The 16,237-nt window shown below is 65.4% G+C and carries 17 protein-coding genes; 4 read left to right on the forward strand and 13 right to left on the reverse strand.

Annotated elements, in window-relative coordinates; translation table 11 throughout:
• Window positions 1-139 precede the first annotated feature (139 nt).
• The 3 genes from CKW37_RS27610 to CKW37_RS27620 are packed head-to-tail and all read right to left on the reverse strand — an operon-like array spanning window position 140 to window position 3,891.
• Window positions 140-1,324, reverse strand: coding sequence for an SGNH/GDSL hydrolase family protein (locus CKW37_RS27610; RefSeq protein ID WP_095159358.1), 1,185 nt, complete (start codon window positions 1,322-1,324; stop codon window positions 140-142).
• Between the two features lies 1 nt (window position 1,325).
• Window positions 1,326-2,501, reverse strand: a complete 1,176-nt coding sequence (locus CKW37_RS27615; RefSeq protein ID WP_095159359.1) for an SGNH family hydrolase — start codon at window positions 2,499-2,501, stop codon at window positions 1,326-1,328.
• Window positions 2,488-3,891 (reverse strand): MBOAT family protein, encoded by a 1,404-nt coding sequence (locus CKW37_RS27620; RefSeq protein WP_256587882.1) that lies wholly within the window; start codon window positions 3,889-3,891, stop codon window positions 2,488-2,490. The genes CKW37_RS27615 and CKW37_RS27620 overlap by 14 nt, the downstream gene beginning before the upstream one ends.
• 208 nt (window positions 3,892-4,099) lie before the next feature.
• Here CKW37_RS27620 and CKW37_RS27625 point away from each other — a divergent pair, with 208 nt between their 5' ends.
• The 4 genes from CKW37_RS27625 to CKW37_RS27640 all read left to right on the forward strand — a co-directional run bounded on the left by CKW37_RS27625 (window position 4,100) and on the right by CKW37_RS27640 (window position 9,192).
• Entirely contained in the window at window positions 4,100-4,342 is a 243-nt protein-coding gene (locus CKW37_RS27625; protein ID WP_095159361.1) for an exodeoxyribonuclease VII small subunit, read from the forward strand.
• Complete coding sequence (ispA, locus tag CKW37_RS27630; RefSeq protein ID WP_095159362.1) at window positions 4,339-5,226, forward strand: (2E,6E)-farnesyl diphosphate synthase; 888 nt, start codon at window positions 4,339-4,341, stop codon at window positions 5,224-5,226. Before CKW37_RS27625 ends, ispA begins: the two co-directional genes overlap by 4 nt.
• Window positions 5,227-5,317: 91 nt before the next feature.
• On the forward strand, window positions 5,318-7,213 hold the full coding sequence (gene dxs, locus CKW37_RS27635; RefSeq protein WP_095159363.1) for a 1-deoxy-D-xylulose-5-phosphate synthase: 1,896 nt from the start codon (window positions 5,318-5,320) through the stop codon (window positions 7,211-7,213).
• A 104-nt stretch (window positions 7,214-7,317) separates the two neighbouring features.
• Window positions 7,318-9,192: a TonB-dependent receptor domain-containing protein gene (locus tag CKW37_RS27640; RefSeq protein WP_095159364.1), complete on the forward strand. Its 1,875-nt coding sequence runs from the start codon at window positions 7,318-7,320 to the stop codon at window positions 9,190-9,192.
• On the opposite strand, the gene CKW37_RS27645 is transcribed toward CKW37_RS27640, so the two are convergent.
• The 10 genes from CKW37_RS27645 to CKW37_RS27690 form a co-directional block, all read right to left on the reverse strand.
• Window positions 9,170-9,976: a cobalamin-binding protein gene (locus CKW37_RS27645; protein WP_095159365.1), complete on the reverse strand. Its 807-nt coding sequence runs from the start codon at window positions 9,974-9,976 to the stop codon at window positions 9,170-9,172. The two genes, CKW37_RS27640 and CKW37_RS27645, sit on opposite strands and share 23 nt — an antisense overlap.
• Window positions 9,976-10,395 (reverse strand): MFS transporter, encoded by a 420-nt coding sequence (locus CKW37_RS27650; protein WP_095159366.1) that lies wholly within the window; start codon window positions 10,393-10,395, stop codon window positions 9,976-9,978. Before CKW37_RS27650 ends, CKW37_RS27645 begins: the two co-directional genes overlap by 1 nt.
• Entirely contained in the window at window positions 10,392-11,009 is a 618-nt protein-coding gene (ribA, locus tag CKW37_RS27655; RefSeq protein WP_175653510.1) for a GTP cyclohydrolase II, read from the reverse strand. The genes CKW37_RS27650 and ribA overlap by 4 nt, the downstream gene beginning before the upstream one ends.
• Window positions 11,010-11,146: 137 nt before the next feature.
• The gene (locus tag CKW37_RS27660) at window positions 11,147-11,893 is read right to left on the reverse strand and encodes an ABC transporter substrate-binding protein (protein WP_095159368.1); all 747 of its coding nucleotides are present in this window, start codon (window positions 11,891-11,893) and stop codon (window positions 11,147-11,149) included.
• Window positions 11,894-11,905: 12 nt separating this feature from the next.
• Entirely contained in the window at window positions 11,906-12,409 is a 504-nt protein-coding gene (locus CKW37_RS27665) for a phosphatidylglycerophosphatase A (protein WP_095159369.1), read from the reverse strand.
• Complete coding sequence (gene thiL, locus CKW37_RS27670; protein WP_095159370.1) at window positions 12,406-13,371, reverse strand: thiamine-phosphate kinase; 966 nt, start codon at window positions 13,369-13,371, stop codon at window positions 12,406-12,408. The genes CKW37_RS27665 and thiL overlap by 4 nt, the downstream gene beginning before the upstream one ends.
• Window positions 13,372-13,389: 18 nt before the next feature.
• Complete coding sequence (nusB, locus tag CKW37_RS27675) at window positions 13,390-13,890, reverse strand: transcription antitermination factor NusB (RefSeq protein WP_095159371.1); 501 nt, start codon at window positions 13,888-13,890, stop codon at window positions 13,390-13,392.
• Complete coding sequence (gene ribE / locus CKW37_RS27680; RefSeq protein WP_095159372.1) at window positions 13,887-14,363, reverse strand: 6,7-dimethyl-8-ribityllumazine synthase; 477 nt, start codon at window positions 14,361-14,363, stop codon at window positions 13,887-13,889. Before ribE ends, nusB begins: the two co-directional genes overlap by 4 nt.
• A 90-nt stretch (window positions 14,364-14,453) precedes the next feature.
• A complete protein-coding gene (gene ribBA / locus CKW37_RS27685) occupies window positions 14,454-15,545 on the reverse strand; it encodes a bifunctional 3,4-dihydroxy-2-butanone-4-phosphate synthase/GTP cyclohydrolase II (RefSeq protein ID WP_095159373.1) in 1,092 nt (363 codons plus the stop codon).
• A 17-nt stretch (window positions 15,546-15,562) separates the two neighbouring features.
• Window positions 15,563-16,228: a riboflavin synthase gene (locus tag CKW37_RS27690; RefSeq protein ID WP_095159374.1), complete on the reverse strand. Its 666-nt coding sequence runs from the start codon at window positions 16,226-16,228 to the stop codon at window positions 15,563-15,565.
• Window positions 16,229-16,237: the final 9 nt, after the last annotated feature.

Below are 16,237 nucleotides of genomic sequence, written 5' to 3' on the forward strand. Positions count from 1 at the left end.
GAGACCGAGCGCCGCGCGGGCGGCGCTCGGTCTCAAGGGCGCTGGAAAACTTACGACATGCACCTGGTAGCCATTGCCCGGCTTTATGACAAGCGCCTTCCAATCACCACATGATTGAAAGATGCGAGCCAGCGATGCTTCACTTCACCCCCAACTGCCCCCGCAAGAACCCATACAACCCACCCGCACTGCGCCGATATCCTTCGGCGCTCAGATGAATCAGATCGCCCCGCGCCAAGCCGCTTGCCTGCCACTGCAGGATCGAGCACTCGCCGCCCATGAACGCCTGCCAATCCCAGAACAACGCCCCAGACGCCTTCGCCACGTCCCGCTGAATGTCGATGATCGCCGGCAGCGGCCCCGGCATGCGCGCCGCGCAGCCTTGGGCATTGCGCTGTTTGATGGAGTCCGGCGGGCCGACCAGCAGCAACACCGCCCGCGGCATCTGCCGGCGCAGTTCGGCGAGGGTGTGGGTCAGTTGCTGGCGGTACTGGTCCAGGTCCAGCCGAGGGTCGAAGGCTTCATTGGTGCCGTAGGCCAGAATCACCAGATCCGGCCGCAGCGCCTTGAGGCTCTCCTGCCAGCCAGCCTGCCACTTGCTCATCACTTCCAGTTGCGCGCCATTGATGCCCAGCGCGGACAGGGTCACCCCGGCATTCTTCTGGCCCTGGATATACCAGCCGCCCAGCGCCTCGCCCGCTGGCGCCTCGACGGACAGTTCCAGTGGCAGGCGCGCGTTGTTCAGCACCGGACTGAAGCGCCACTGCCCGCCCGTGGCGGCGAGCATCAGGCGACGGTCGGGGTTCGCGCCGTCGCGGGCGTTGAGGCTGGCATGTTGTTGCGCCTGGTACAGCGCCGAGACCCGGTAACGCTTGTCGTCCGGCTGGCGCGCTTCGATGCGCACCGTGGCCTTCGACGCCTGCGGTAGCGACAGATAGCCACCCAGCGGGAACTGCTCACTGTGCTGGTTGCGCGCCGACACCAGTTGCCATTGCGACTCGGCCGCCTTGAGCACCACCTGCTCGTAACGGGTGCCGGGCACCGGCGTCGCCGCCACCAGGCCAATCCCGCCATCGCCGTACTCGGCCTGGAACAAGCGGCGCAGTTCGCCACTGAAGATATCGGCGGCCGTGTGCGAGTCGCCGAACTGGACGATGTTCACCGGCGCCCGCGCCGCGGAACGCAGCTTGCCGGCCAGCACGCCGAGGTTGCCATCGCGGCTGACCGGCGGGGCGCGCGGTACCTCCATCGCCGCGTTCGGGCTGCAACCCGGCAACAGGCAACTGAGCACGAGCAGGGCGAAAAAACAGGGGGCTCGGCGCATCTCAATGTCCCGTCACGGTGGGGCCGGGAAACGCGATCAGCGACAACACCTGGTTGGCGATCAGCTTTTGCCCGGGAATGGTGAAGTGAATCCCGTCGTCAGCGCGAGTGCGGAGCTGGCCGCCTTGGCTGTTCTGCACGGTATAGGAAAATTCGTCAGCCCTGTAACCCAGCACGGCGTTGGCCGACACATAGTGCTGGCGGTGCTGCAGCGCCTGCTGCCGGTACAGGCCGCTGAGATAGTTCATTGCCGTGGACAGCCGCGCCTGCTGCATGTTCGGCGGGCCGACCCAGATCACTTGCACGCCATGGGCCTGGGCCTGTTCGAACATCGTGTCGATGCGCTGGCGGTAGGCCTGCTCCCAGGGCGCCGTCCTGAAACGCAAGAACGGCTTGCCCTTGCCTTGCGGCATGTCCCACGGATCGTTGGGACCGAGGAACACCACCATCAGACGGATCTTCGGGCGCTCATTCAAGGTCCGGCTCACCGTCTGCGGCCAGTTGAAGAAGCCCGGATACGCAAGCCCGGTGCTCTGCCGGCTGAGGTTGACGCTGCGAATGCCGTAACGCTTGAGCAGGGTGTTGGACAGGTGCGGCGCCACGCCCTGCATCATCGAGTCACCGACCAGAAACACTTCATCACCGCTGCTCAGGGTGACGACCGGCGACCCCGTCGGCACGGGCATCGGCACGGGCATCGCGGGCGCCGGCGCTATGGGCTGCGCCTTCGCGGCTGGCGGCGCAACTGCGGCGGCGACCACCGGCCTGGCTTTTGCCGGTGGCGGTACGGGCGGCGGCGCAGGCGCGGGCTTCGGGGCTGGCGCGGCGATGTCCACGGTCACCACCGGCATGTTCGGCGGCAGTTCGACCATCACCGGCGCTTCCACCACGGGTGCTGGCGGTGCTGGCGGCGCCTCGGCCAGTTGCTCGCGGAGGCTGTCGACAAAGCGCTCGCGGGCGTCGGCGAAGGCTTGGTTCAGGTTGCCGCCCAGGCGCCACAACGTGCTTTGCCCAACACCGGGCAGTTCACAGCTCTGATGGTATTTCTGCTGGCAATACAGGGCGATGGACTGCTGGTTCAGCCAGACCAGCAGCACGCTGGTCAACAGCAGCGCATACAGCACCCGCGCCGCGCCCAGTTGTGTGTTGAACAGGTGACGGATATCAGAAGCCGGCATAGATGAACCCCGGCACACCCGACGGCGCGGCGAAGATGACCAGCGCGAGGAACAGCGCCAGCGGCAGCGGATAGAACTGCCACGGCAAGCGGCTGCTGGCGGCGAAGCCCCGGCGCATCAGCAGCAGCGCCTGTGGATAAATCGCCAGCGCGGCAATGCAGGCCAGTAGCAGCGCCCCGGTAGCGCCGGACAAACCGGCAACGGACAGGCCGCCAAGCCCGGCGAGCATATCCAGCGCGCCATCCAGGCTGGTGCTGCGGAAGAAGATCCAGGCGAACGCCACGTAGTGAAACGTTAGCAGCCGCGCCAGCAAATCCGCGCCCGGCCAGCGCGGCGGCTGCGGCAGCCAGTGATTTGAAAGCTTGTACACCGCCAGCCCGAAACCGTGCAGCGCGCCCCACACCAGGAAGTTCACGCTCGCGCCATGCCAGAGCCCGGAGATCAGCATGGCCAGGAACATGTACAGCGTGGCGAACCAGGCACCGTGGCGGTTGCCGCCCAGCGGGATATAGATGTAGTCGCGGATGAAGGTGGACAGGCTGATATGCCAGCGGCTCCAGAACTCCCGCAGATTGCGCGCGGCGTACGGCGCATCGAAGTTGACCGGCAGACGAAAGCCCAGCAGCAGGGCGATGCCGGTGACCAGATGGGTATAGCCGCTGAAGTTCAGATAGATCTGCACGCTGTAGCCATACACCGCCAGCAGGATGCGCTCGGCGGAGAAATTACCGGGCGTCTCGAACACCGGGTCCACCCACTCGCTGGCCAGCCAGCCGCTGAGCAGGAACACCTTGACCACCGCCAGGGCGATCAGCCCGAGGGCGCGCTGCGGTTCTAGCAACTGACGCATCTGTGGCGGACGAATCTGCGGCAGCAGGTGCGTGGCGCGATTGACCGGCCCGGCCACCAGGCTGGGGAAGAACGCCAGGTACAGCGCAAGGTCCAGCAGCGGAGCCGGCGCCAGCTCGCGGCGGTTGATCGACACCAGGTAACTGACCGAATGGAAGGCATAGAAGGAAAAGCCGATCGGCACCAGCAACTGCAACACCGGCAGCGAGACGCTCAGGCCAAGCCCCGTCAGCGCGGCCTGCACGCCACCGACGAAGAACTCCTGGTACTTGAACCAATAGAAGCCGCCAAGCACCAGCACCAGGAGCAACAGCGTATTGAGGCTGCGCCCCGGATAACGCCCCGCCAGACGCCCGAGCAACCACACCGCCGCGGTATACCCCAGCAGCACATAAAGGGCCCACGGGCTGAAACTGAAGACCAGGCCGTAGCTGGCCGCCAGCAACACGGCGTTCTGCAACCGGAGATTCCAGCACAGGCTCCAGTACAGGGCGAAGAACAGAATGAAGGCGAGACCGAACTCGATCGAAAGAAAGCTCACAACGTAGTCCATTACGCAACGACGGGAGGGGCGCGGACACGACAGGAACGTCTGGGCGCAGAGCGGCGGCGATTATGGCAGAGAGCCATAAGCCCCCACAACGCGCCGGGCAGTGTTCGAATACGACAAAAGAAGCGGCCCCTGATTTGCCCCCACTGCCCTGCTCTGCTAGTGTCGCGCCGTTCCGACAGCCACCGAGATAGCCGCCATGGCCCGAAAAAAAGCCGCCATCGATTTCGAGCAATCCCTCGCTGACCTGCAAGCCCTGGTCGAGCGTCTGGAGAACGGCGAACTGTCGCTGGAAGACTCGTTGACCGCCTTCGAACAAGGCATCCGCCTGACCCGTGACTGCCAGGGCGCCCTGACCCAGGCCGAGCAGAAAGTGCAGATCCTGCTGGAGCGCGACGGCGAACTCGCCGCGGAGCCCTTCGACGCGGAACAAGAACAATGATCAAGGCGTACCAGGACAGTTGCCAGGCCCGTGTCGATGGCGCATTGGAGCATCTGTTCCAACCACCTTCGGTCGAACTGACCCGCCTTTACGAAGCCATGCGCTACAGCGTGATGAACGGCGGCAAGCGGGTCCGCCCGCTGCTCGCCTACGCGGCCTGCGAAGCGCTGGGCGGCGCGGCCGAGCAGGCCAACGGCGCGGCCTGCGCGGTTGAACTGATCCACGCCTACTCCCTGGTCCACGACGACCTGCCGGCCATGGACGACGACGACCTGCGCCGTGGCCAGCCAACCACCCACAAAGCCTTCGACGAAGCCTGTGCGATCCTCGCCGGCGACGGCCTGCAGAGCCTGGCCTTCAGCGCCCTGCTCGACCCGCGCCTGAGCCCGCAGAGCGACGCCATCCGCATCGCCATGGTGCAGACCCTGGCCAGCGCCGCAGGCCCCGCCGGCATGGTCGGCGGCCAGGCCATCGACCTCGGCTCGGTGGGTTTGAAACTCGACCAGACCGCCCTCGAATTCATGCACCGGCACAAGACCGGCGCGCTGATCGAAGCCAGCGTGCGTATCGGTGCACTGGCCAGCAACCGGGCGGGCGACGCTGAACTGCAGGCCCTGCAACAGTACGCCCAGGCGATTGGCCTGGCCTTCCAGGTGCAGGACGATATCCTCGACGTCGAAAGCGACACCGAGACCCTCGGCAAGCGCCAGGGCGCCGATATCGCCCGTGACAAACCGACCTACCCGGCCCTGCTCGGCCTCGACGCGGCCAAGGCCTACGCCCTGGAACTGCGCGACCAGGCCCTCGACGCCTTGCGGCCGTTTGACGCAGCCGCCGAGCCGCTGCGGGCGCTGGCGCGGTATATCGTCGAACGACGTAACTGACTTACAGGCCTTATCGCAGTCACCCCAAAATGGGCAGTCACTCCCCAATGGGGTAAACTTCCGCGTCTTCAAACCTATAACGACTCGCCTGATGCCCACGACGTTTCAAGAGATCCCCCGCGAACGCCCGGTCACGCCGCTGCTTGACCGTGCCGATACGCCAGCCGGCCTGCGTCGTCTGGCCGAAGCCGACCTGGAGAACCTGGCTGACGAACTGCGTCAGGAGTTGCTCTATACCGTTGGTCAGACCGGCGGGCACTTCGGTGCCGGCCTGGGCGTCATCGAGCTGACGGTTGCCCTGCATTACGTCTTCGACACGCCGGACGACCGTCTGGTGTGGGACGTCGGGCACCAGGCCTACCCGCACAAGATCCTCACCGGCCGCCGCCAGCGCATGAACACCCTGCGCCAGAAAGACGGCATCGCCGCCTTCCCGCGCCGCAGTGAAAGCGAGTACGACACCTTCGGCGTCGGTCACTCCAGCACCTCGATCAGCGCCGCGCTGGGCATGGCCATCGCCGCCCGCCTGCGCAACGAGTCGCGCAAGTCCATCGCGGTGATCGGCGACGGCGCCCTGACCGCCGGCATGGCCTTCGAGGCGTTGAACCACGCCCAGGAAGTCAACGCCGACATGCTGGTGATCCTCAACGACAACGACATGTCGATCTCGCGCAACGTCGGCGGGCTGTCCAACTACCTGGCCAAGATCCTCTCCAGCCGCACCTACGCGAGCATGCGCGAAGGCAGCAAGAAAGTGCTGTCGCGCCTGCCCGGCGCCTGGGAGATCGCCCGCCGCACCGAAGAATACGCCAAGGGCATGCTGGTCCCCGGCACCCTGTTCGAAGAGCTGGGCTGGAACTACATCGGCCCGATCGACGGCCACGACCTGCCGACCCTGATCGCCACCCTGCGCAACATGCGCGACCTCAAGGGTCCGCAGTTCCTGCACGTGGTGACCAAGAAGGGCAAGGGCTTCGCCCCGGCCGAGGTCGATCCGATCGGCTACCACGCCATCACCAAGCTGGAACCCGCCGACAAACCGGCCGCGCCGAAAAAGGCCGGCGGACCGAAGTACTCGGCCGTGTTCGGCCAGTGGCTGTGCGACATGGCCGCCGCCGACGATCGTCTGGTGGGCATTACCCCGGCGATGAAGGAAGGCTCCGACCTGGTGGCCTTCAGCGAACGTTATCCACAGCGCTACTTCGACGTGGCGATCGCCGAGCAGCACGCCGTGACCCTGGCCGCCGGCATGGCCTGCGAAGGCTCCAAGCCGGTGGTGGCGATCTACTCGACCTTCCTGCAGCGCGCCTACGACCAGTTGATCCACGACGTCGCGGTGCAGAACCTCGACGTGCTGTTCGCCATCGACCGCGCCGGTCTGGTGGGCGAAGACGGCCCGACTCACGCCGGCAGCTTCGACCTGTCCTTCCTGCGGTGCATCCCCGGCATGCTGGTGATGACCCCGAGCGACGAAAACGAGCTGCGCCGCATGCTCAACACCGGCCACCTCTACAACGGTCCGGCGGCGGTGCGCTACCCACGCGGCAACGGCCCCAACGCCACCATCGAGAACAGCCTGGAACCCCTGGAAATCGGCAAGGGCGTGATCCGCCGCCAGGGCAGCAAGGTCGCCCTGCTGGTGTTCGGCGTGCAGTTGGCCGAAGCCCTGAAAGTCGGCGAAACCCTCGATGCCACCGTGGTCGACATGCGCTTTGTCAAACCGCTGGATGAAGCGCTGGTGCTGGAACTGGCCGCCGGTCACGACCTGCTGGTGACCATCGAAGAGAACGCCATCATGGGCGGCGCCGGTGCCGCGGTCAGCGAATTCCTCGCCCGCGAAGCCGTGCTCAAGCCGGTGCTGCATCTGGGCCTGCCGGACATTTATGTCGAGCACGCCAAGCCGGCGCAGATGCTCGCTGAATGCGGGCTGGATGAGGCCGGAATCGAAGATGCGGTGCGCCAGCGCCTGCAACGGCTCGGCCTGTAACCTCATCGCTGGCAAGCCAGCTCCCACAGGGTTGTGAACTGCGCACGATACCTGTGGGCGCTTGTCGGGGCGCCAAACCGCAGCGATAGCGATAGAACGGCCAAATGAAAATCCCCCGCCTTGCCCCACTCCTGCTCTGCCTCCCCACCCCGCTTCTCGCCGAGCCGCTGGACCGCGACGCCGCCCTGCAACTCCCTGACGTGGTCATCAGCGCCAACCGCCAGGTCGAGGACCGCAACCAGTCCGCCAGCGCCAGCACCGTCTTCACCCGCGACGACATCGAGCGCCTGCAGCCCAGCAACGTCACCGACCTGCTGACCCGCGTCCCCGGCGTACAAGTCGCCCGCACCGGCGGTCGCGGCAGCCTGCCGGGGATCTTCATCCGCGGCACCAAGTCGGCGCAGAGCCTGGTGCTGGTCGACGGTCAGCGCATCGCCAACACCTCGTCCGGCGACAGCGGCCTGCAATACCTGGATATTGGCCAGATCGAGCGGGTGGAGGTGCTGCGCGGGTCGCGTTCGGCGATCTACGGCAGCGATGCCATGGGCGGGGTGATCCAGATTTTCACCCGTCGCGGCAGCGAGCAGAACCTGCACGCCAACCTGCGTCTGGCCGTGGGCAGCCAGCAGACCGTCCAGCGCAGCCTCGGCCTGTCCGGCGGCGACGAGCGCACCCGCTTCAGCCTCGGCGCCAGCCTGGATGAAAGCGCCGGCATCGACGACACCCGGCAGTCCTACGCGAGCGACAGCGACCACGACGCCTACCGCAACCGCTCCGTCAGCCTGAGCCTGTCGCACCAGCTCGGCGAGAACCTCGAAGTCGGCGCCAACCTGCTGGACAGCCGTGGCCGACGGGAATTCGACAATCCCTTCGGACGCTACATCGAGGAAACCGGCGCCGTCGTCCCGCAGGCCCCGTACAGCGATTTCACCGTCAGCAGCGTCGGCACCTGGCTCGCCGCCCAGATCACCGAGCAATGGCACAGCCGCGTGGACCTGGCCCACAGCGAAAACCGCGACCGCAGCCGCGACAAGCTCAGCAGCCAGTCCGACGTACTCAACACCTACCGCGACGCCATCACCTGGCAGAACGACCTGAACCTCAACGACCGGCACAGCCTGATGCTCGGCGGCGACGCCTACGTCGACCGCCTGCATGCCAACGTGGACTTCGCCGAAGACAGCCGCTGGAATCGCGCGGCCTTCGTCCAGCACCGCTATCAGGGCGAACACTTCTCGACGGAACTGGGCCTGCGCCGCGACCGTAATCAGCAGTTCGGCGGGCAGAACACCTGGAGCGCCAGCCTGACGCTGCCGGTCAATGTCGATAACGATGTGCTGCTGTCCTACAGCGAAGGCTTCCGCGCACCGACCTTCAATGACCTGTATTACCCAGGCTTCGGCAACCCGAACCTCAAGCCGGAGCGTTCGAAAAGCTATGAGCTGCAATGGCGCAGCCAGTTGAGCGAGGACAGCCGCCTGGAAACCTCGCTGTACCGCACCGACCTGCGCGACGCGATCATCTTCCGCGACATTCCCTACAACGTCAGCCAGGCGCGGATCATCGGTTTCGAAGCCGCGCTGAAGCAGGACTGGAACGGCTGGCAAAGCCAGTTGGCCGTGGCGCTGATGGACCCGCGCGACCGCGAAAGCGGCCACACCCTGGAGCGTCGCGCGCGGCGCACCCTGAGCCTGGACCTGGACCGGCAGTTCGACCGCCTTGGCCTCGGCGCGTCCTGGCAGGCGGTGAGCAGCAGCTACGCCGACGACAAGAACCAGCGCCAGCTCGGCGGCTACGGTCTGTTGGGTGCGCGGGCCAGTTGGCGACTGACACCGGAGGTTCGCCTGGAACTGAAGGCCGACAACCTGCTGGACAAGGACTACGCACGCGCCCAGTACAACCACTTCGGCACGGATTACGGCTACCGCGAGGAAGGTCGTACCTGGCTGCTGGCGATCAACTGGACGCCGGCGTTGTAGCCAGCGTTCGGCACAGCCTTGCCGTGGCCTCGATCATCTGACCGCTGGGGCGCTCCAGGCCCTTGTCCGGCACCCGCAGCAATCGCCCGTCGCGTACCGCCGAGAGCTGCGTCCAGCTTTTCCAGGCGGCCAATTGCGCCGCGTCGCTGGCGAGAATCACCTGCGGATCGCGCAGCAACACGCTTTCGATACTGACCTGCGGAGCCGGCAGTTGCAGGTCGTCGAACACGTTGCGTGCGCCACAGACCTTCAAGGCATCGCTGATGATTTGCCCGGCACCCACGGTGTACAGCGGCTTGTCCCAGACCTGATAGAACACCCGCACCGGCTGTTCGCGACGGTACTGCGCGCGCAGCGCCTGCAAGCGGTCGCGCAATGCGCTGGCGTATGGCCGGGCGAATTCGGCCCGACCCAGCCGCTCGCCGATGGCTTCGATCTGCGCGATCAGGCTGTCGAGGTCGTGAGGTTCGGCGGTGTACAGCGGGATGCCAAGGCGTTCGAGCTGAGCGCGCTGGGCCGGCGGCACGCTGGCGGGCCAGAGCAGGACGAGGTCGGGTTTGAGGCTGAGCAGGCGTTCCAGGTCGAGTTGCCCGTAACGTCCCACCGACGGGACCTGCGCCAGGGCCGCCGGGCGTTCGCCGGCATCGAGTACGCCCACCAGCAGATCGGCGGCCTGCAGTTCAACGACGATTTCCGTCAGCGAGGGCGCCAGGCTGACCACCCGTGGCGCTGCCGCAAGTGGCCAGGCAAGCGCCAGCGCCACCAGCAACACGAGCGCGCGCATCAGGCGAGTTGGCGGGGAATGCGGTAGAGGTAGAGGATGACCACGCTGGAGATTGCCAGCAGGATCTGCGGCACCGTTTCCAGACCGACCAGCACCGACAGCGCGGCGATCCACACCGGCAAGCAGGCGAACAACATGCCCAAGCGTCGCACCCGCGCCAGTTCGATCCAGGCGGCGGGTTCTTCTTCGGTATTGAGGGCTTTGCCGGTGGCGATCAGCGCGTGCTTGTAGACGGTGAAACGCGGCAGGGTCAGGAACATCGATGCCACGCCGGCAATGAACATCGGCATGGCCAGGACCGGAATGACCGGCTCACTGCCACCGAATGCCCAGGAAAACACCAGCAGCGGCGCCAGCGCCACCGCCAGGTACTGCAACCAGGCGATGGTCAGGCGACGACGAACCTGGCCGCGGGTCACGCCCGGCCGGCCTCACCCTGGTGCTCGTTGCCCATCATGTGGCCGAGCTTGCCGGCCTTGGTGGCCAGGTAGTGTTTGTTGTGCGGATTGTGACCGGTGTGCAGCGGCACACGCTCGGCGACCACGATACCCATGTCGGTCAGTGCCTTGACCTTGCGCGGGTTGTTGGTCATCAAGCGCAGCGAGGTGATGCCCAGGTGCTCCAGCATTGGCCGGCACATGGCGTAGTCACGCAGGTCAGCGGCAAAGCCCAGACGCTCGTTGGCCTCGACGGTGTCGGCGCCGCCGTCCTGCAGCTCATACGCGCGAATCTTGTTCAGCAGACCAATGCCACGGCCTTCCTGGCGAAGATAAAGCAGCGCGCCACGCCCTTCCCGGGCGATGGCCTGCAGGGCCGCTTCGAGCTGGGAACCACAATCGCACCGCTGGCTGAACAGAGCATCACCGGTCAGGCATTCGGAATGCAGGCGACCCAGCACCGGCTGACCGTCGGCGATATCGCCGAGGCTGAGCACGACGTGCTCGCGGCCAGTGGCTTCGTCGAGAAAGCCGTGCATGGTGAAAGTCGCGAAAGGAGTAGGCAGCTTGGAAGCAGCAACAAAAACGACGGGCACCTTGTGCTCCTGAATATGCATGAAAATTGACGTGGGCCGATTGTAACAGCAGCTTGCCGCACCTGCTTATGCTGAATTACTGGGCCAACAGATCGAAAAGTTCGATACCAAGCCGTCGAACCATTGCCCCAAAGCCCCTACTTGCCCGACTGATCGAACGGGTATGGCTGCTTCCAGCGCTGGAAAATCGGCTTCAGTTCGCCGCTTGGCACCAGCACGTCCATGCGCTTGTCGAACAGCTCGCGCAGCGCCTTGCCCTCCGGCGTGTTGCCAAATGCCAGGTACAACGGCAGTTCTGCCACATGGGTGCTGCGGAATTGATCCGGGTGCTCGGCATGGCTGCGCACGTATTCCACTTCGGTCTGCGCATCGATATAGAAATCCACCCGCTCGCGTTCCAGCATCGGCAGGATGCCGTCGCGGCGCTGCACTTCGCGGTAGTTGCCGGTGATATTGGGCAGGTAGTTCTGATAGTCGTAGCCGCGGACCCAGGACAGGCGGAACTGGCCGAGGGTTTCCAGGGTCGGCCGCGGATGAGTGGCCAGGCCCAGGGCATAGATATGGTCGGAATCGAAATTCCAGCGCGGGTAGAGGTTGTCGTCGTTTTCGGCGGCGTAGGAGCCCACCCAGGCGTCCGCCTCTCCCCGTTTGACCAGGCCGACGGCGCGGGTGTACGGCGCGCTGAGCACCGTCACCTTGACCCCGGCTGGCTCGAAGATCTTGCGCAGCAGGTCCCAGGCCAGGCCGGTGCCATCGGCATTGGTGTAATCCAGCCAGCTCTCACTCGCCAGGCGAACCTGCGGCGGCAGCCCCTCGGCAGCAGCGATTCCCTGCATTCCTGCCGCCATGACCAGCATCAGCAGCCATTGTCGCCATACACGCATTGCCGACTCCCTTTAAATCAGACTCCATACCAACACTTGCATCGCCAGCCAGGCGAACACCCCGGCCAGCACATCATCGAGCATGATCCCGACACCGCCGTGCACATGCCGGTCGATCCAGCGGATGGGCCAGGGCTTGAGGATGTCGAAAAAGCGGAACATCAGAAAACCTGCCAACAACCATAGCCAACCCTCGGGCACCAGCCAGAGGGTGATCCACATGCCGACCATCTCGTCCCAGACGATGCCTTCATGATCGTGCACGCCCAGGTCATCGGCGACCTTGCCGCACAGCCAGAAGCCGAACAGCATGGTCAGCCCGAGCATCAGCCAATAGCCCCAGGCTGGCAGCATCTGCCACAACGGGACGAACGGCAGCGCCACCAGCGAACCCCAGGTGCCCGGGGCCTTGGGCAGCGTGCCGGAGCCGAAGCCGAACGCGAGGAAATGCCAGGGGTTGCGCCAGACCGATGGCGGAACGTTTTCCGCTGGCACCTGATTGGGGTGGTCGGTCACGGTGTCTCCCTGAAATGTTGATACCCGCGCACAGCCGGGGTGATGTCATTGCCAGCGGCGTCGTGCAGGCTGACGCCGCTGCCCGCCTCGACCCGGCCGACCACGTGCAGCGGCCAGCCGGCGTCCCGCAGCCCGGCCAGTTCGGCGGGCGGCAGGGTGAAGGCGATCACGTAGTCATCGCCGCCGGTCAGCGCCGCCTGACGGGCCTGATCCAGACCGAGGAAGCCAAGCAGCGCCGGACTCAGCGGCAGCTGCTCCAGTTCCAGGCGCAGTGCCACGTTCGAGGCCGTGGCGATATGCCCGCAGTCAGCCAGCAGTCCGTCGGAAATATCCAGCGCCGCCGTGGCCTTGTTCCGCAGTGCCTGACCCAGCGCCAATTGCGGCGAAGGCGACCAATAGTGGGACAACAGCGGCTCGGCCAGGGTTGCATCCGCCTGACGCTCGCCCAGCACCAGCGGCAGTGCGCCGGCCGCATTGCCCAACTCGCCACCGACGCAGACCAGGTCCCCGACCCGGGCGCCGCCACGGGTCAGCGCCTGCCCGACGGGCACACGACCGAACACGGTCATGGTCAGGCTCAGCGGGCCGCGCGTGGTGTCGCCACCGATCAGGGTCAGCCCGCACTGAGTCGCCATCCGGTTCAAACCCTGGGCATACGCGAGCAACCAGTCGGGACTGACGTCCGGCACGGTCAGGGCAAGGGTAAAGGCAAGCGGGGTGGCGCCCATGGCGGCCAGGTCGCTGGCCGCTACCGCCAGCGAGCGCTGGCCGAGCAGGAAAGGATCGCTGACGGCGGGGAAATGCACCCCGGCCACCAGCGTATCGGTGGAGATTGCCAACTGCTCGCCGGGAGCCGGCGCCAGCAGCGCGCAATCGTCACCGATGCCAAGGGCGATGCCTTCGCCGCCCTGCGCACAAGGCGCGGCGGCGAAGTACTGGCGGATCAGCTCGAACTCACCCATGGTCAGGCAGCGCCGGAATCAGCGCTTGAACGCCTTCACTTCGGCTTCGCGAAGCCGTGGCGCGAGCTTGTCGAGCACGCCGTTGACGAACTTGTGGCCATCGGTGGAACCGAAGACCTTGGCCAGTTCGATACCTTCGTTGATAACAACGCGGTATGGCACGTCAACGCGCTTGAGCAGTTCCCAGGTGGACAGACGCAGGACCGCGAGTTCGACCGGGTCGAGCTCTTCCAGGGCCATGTCCAGGCAAGGGGTGAGCGCGGTGTCGATTTCGGTCTTGCTTGCCGGAACCCCGTGCAGGATCTCCCGGAAGTAAGCGCCATCGACATCGCTGAAATCGTTATCGACCCGGAACTGCGCTTCGACCTCGTTCAGCGAGTGCTTTGCAATGTGCCATTGATACAGCGCTTGGGTCGCGAGCTTGCGGGCTTCACGACGCTTGGCGCTTTTCGACGGCTTGCCTGCATCAGCGGGCTGCGGGTCGCGCGGGTTGAAACGATCGCTTTCGTCGCTAATCACTTGGCCTCCAACTGCGCCAGCAGACTGACCATTTCCAGAGCGGACAGGGCAGCTTCAGCGCCCTTGTTGCCGGCCTTGGTGCCGGAACGCTCGATGGCCTGTTCGATCGAGTCGACGGTCAGGACACCGAAAGCAACCGGTACGCCGAACTCCATGGACACCTGGGCCAGGCCCTTGGTGCATTCGCCCGCAACGTATTCGAAGTGTGGGGTACCGCCACGGATCACCGCACCCAGGGCGATGATTGCCGAGTATTCACCCTGTTGGGCGACTTTCTGCGCGACCAGCGGGATTTCGAACGCGCCAGGAGCACGGATGACAACGATGTCGCTTTCGCTCACGCCATGACGAACCAGGGCGTCAACGGCACCGCTCACCAGGCTTTCGACGACGAAGCTGTTGAAGCGGCCAACCACCAAAGCATAGCGACCTTTGGGGGCAATGAAGGTACCTTCGATGGTCTTCAGGGACATTGCGGGATTCTCATCTTAAAGAGCCAGGCCGCAAAAACGCGGCCTGTGGGAGTTTTGGTCACGAAAAGCGAGCGGTCAAACACCGCCGGCTCATTCGGAGGGCACGTATTCTACAACTTCCAGATCGAATCCGGATATCGCGTTGAACTTCATCGGCGAACTCATCAGGCGCATCTTGCGCACACCGAGGTCGCGGAGGATCTGCGAACCGGCACCGACGGTGCTGTAGGTGGTCGGCGTCTTGGTCTGGGCATCGCCCGCGCTTTCGCGGATGTGCGCCAGCAGCACGTCGCCGTCCAGCGGATGACCCAGCAGCAGCACCACGCCGCTACCGGCGTCGGCCACGGCGCTCATCGCCGCGCGCAGGCTCCAGCGGCCAGGCTGTTTGACCAGCAGCAGGTCGCGCAGCGGGTCCATGTTGTGCACGCGGACCAGGGTCGGCTCTTCGGCGCAGATCTTGCCGAGGGTCAGGGCCATGTGCACGTCGCCTTCCACGGAATCGCGGTAAGTGACCAGGTTGAAGTGACCCAGCTCGCTGTCCAGCGGCTGCTCGGCGATGCGCTGGATGGTGCGCTCGTGGATCATGCGGTAGTGGATCAGGTCGGCGATGGTGCCGATCTTGATGCCGTGCTCGGCAGCGAACACTTCCAGCTCCGGACGACGGGACATGGTGCCGTCGTCGTTCATTACTTCGCAGATCACTCCGCTCGGCTCGAACCCGGCCATGCGCGCCAGGTCGCAGGCGGCTTCGGTGTGGCCGGCGCGGGCCAGGGTGCCACCTGGCTGGGCCATCAGCGGGAAGATGTGGCCGGGGCTGACGATGTCTTCAGCCTTGGCGTCCTTGGCGGCAGCAGCCTGCACGGTGCGGGCGCGGTCGGCGGCGGAGATGCCGGTGGTCACGCCTTCGGCGGCTTCGATGGACACGGTGAACTTGGTGCCGAAGCCGGAACCGTTGCGCGGCGCCATCAGCGGCAGCTTCAAGGTTTCACAGCGCTCGCGGGTCATCGGCATGCAGATCAGGCCACGGGCGTGCTTGGCCATGAAATTGATGTGCTCGGGCAGGCAGCATTCGGCCGCCATGATGATGTCGCCTTCGTTTTCGCGGTCTTCGTCATCCATGAGGATGACCATTTTGCCCTGGCGGATGTCTTCAACCAGTTCTTCGATGGTGTTGAGCGCCACGCGGCACCCCCTTCTAATCAGGATTTCAGGTAGCCGTTGGCGGCCAGGAAGCTTTCGGTGATTCCGCTGCCGTTGCTCGGCTCGGCGGCTTTGTCGCCCAGGAGCAGGCGCTCCAGGTAACGGGCCAGCAGATCGACTTCGAGGTTGATCCGGCGCCCGGGGCGGTAGTCGGCCATGATGGTCTCGGCCAGGGTATGCGGGACGATGGTCAGCTCGAACTCGGCGCCATCGACCTGGTTGACCGTCAGGCTGGTGCCGTCGACGGTGATCGAGCCCTTGTGGGCGATGTACTTGGCCAGTTCCTTCGGCGCGCGCAGGCGGAACTGGATGGCGCGGGCGTTATCGGCGCGCGAGATGACTTCGCCGACGCCGTCGACGTGGCCGCTGACCAGATGGCCACCCAGGCGGGTGGTCGGCGTCAGGGCCTTTTCCAGGTTGACCCGGCTGCCGCTCTTGAGGTCGTCGAAGGCGGTGCAGTCGAGGGTCTCGCGGCTGACGTCAGCCCAGAAACCGTCGCCCGGCAGCTCAACTGCAGTCAGGCAAACGCCGTTGACCGCGATGCTGTCGCCCAGCTTCACGTCGCTCAGGTCGAGCTTGCCGGTTTCGACATAGACCCGCACGTCGCCGCCCTTGGGGGTGATGGAACGGATGCTGCCGATGGATTCGATGATGCCGGTAAACATTGAGTCCTC

It is taken from the genome of Pseudomonas sp. Irchel 3E13 (assembly GCF_900187455.1).
Lineage (GTDB): Bacteria > Pseudomonadota > Gammaproteobacteria > Pseudomonadales > Pseudomonadaceae > Aquipseudomonas.

What these genes read in the sequence shown, in the direction of transcription:
- CKW37_RS27610 (WP_095159358.1), bottom strand. Translation starts at nt 1,324, where the DNA reads ATGCGCCGAGCCCCCTGTTTTTTCGCCCTGCTCGTGCTCAGTTGCCTG.
- CKW37_RS27615 (WP_095159359.1), bottom strand. Translation starts at nt 2,501, where the DNA reads ATGCCGGCTTCTGATATCCGTCACCTGTTCAACACACAACTGGGCGCG.
- CKW37_RS27625 (WP_095159361.1), top strand. Translation starts at nt 4,100, where the DNA reads ATGGCCCGAAAAAAAGCCGCCATCGATTTCGAGCAATCCCTCGCTGAC.
- ispA (WP_095159362.1), top strand. Translation starts at nt 4,339, where the DNA reads ATGATCAAGGCGTACCAGGACAGTTGCCAGGCCCGTGTCGATGGCGCA.
- dxs (WP_095159363.1), top strand. Translation starts at nt 5,318, where the DNA reads ATGCCCACGACGTTTCAAGAGATCCCCCGCGAACGCCCGGTCACGCCG.
- CKW37_RS27640 (WP_095159364.1), top strand. Translation starts at nt 7,318, where the DNA reads ATGAAAATCCCCCGCCTTGCCCCACTCCTGCTCTGCCTCCCCACCCCG.
- CKW37_RS27645 (WP_095159365.1), bottom strand. Translation starts at nt 9,976, where the DNA reads ATGCGCGCGCTCGTGTTGCTGGTGGCGCTGGCGCTTGCCTGGCCACTT.
- CKW37_RS27660 (WP_095159368.1), bottom strand. Translation starts at nt 11,893, where the DNA reads ATGCGTGTATGGCGACAATGGCTGCTGATGCTGGTCATGGCGGCAGGA.
- thiL (WP_095159370.1), bottom strand. Translation starts at nt 13,371, where the DNA reads ATGGGTGAGTTCGAGCTGATCCGCCAGTACTTCGCCGCCGCGCCTTGT.
- ribE (WP_095159372.1), bottom strand. Translation starts at nt 14,363, where the DNA reads ATGTCCCTGAAGACCATCGAAGGTACCTTCATTGCCCCCAAAGGTCGC.
- CKW37_RS27690 (WP_095159374.1), bottom strand. Translation starts at nt 16,228, where the DNA reads ATGTTTACCGGCATCATCGAATCCATCGGCAGCATCCGTTCCATCACC.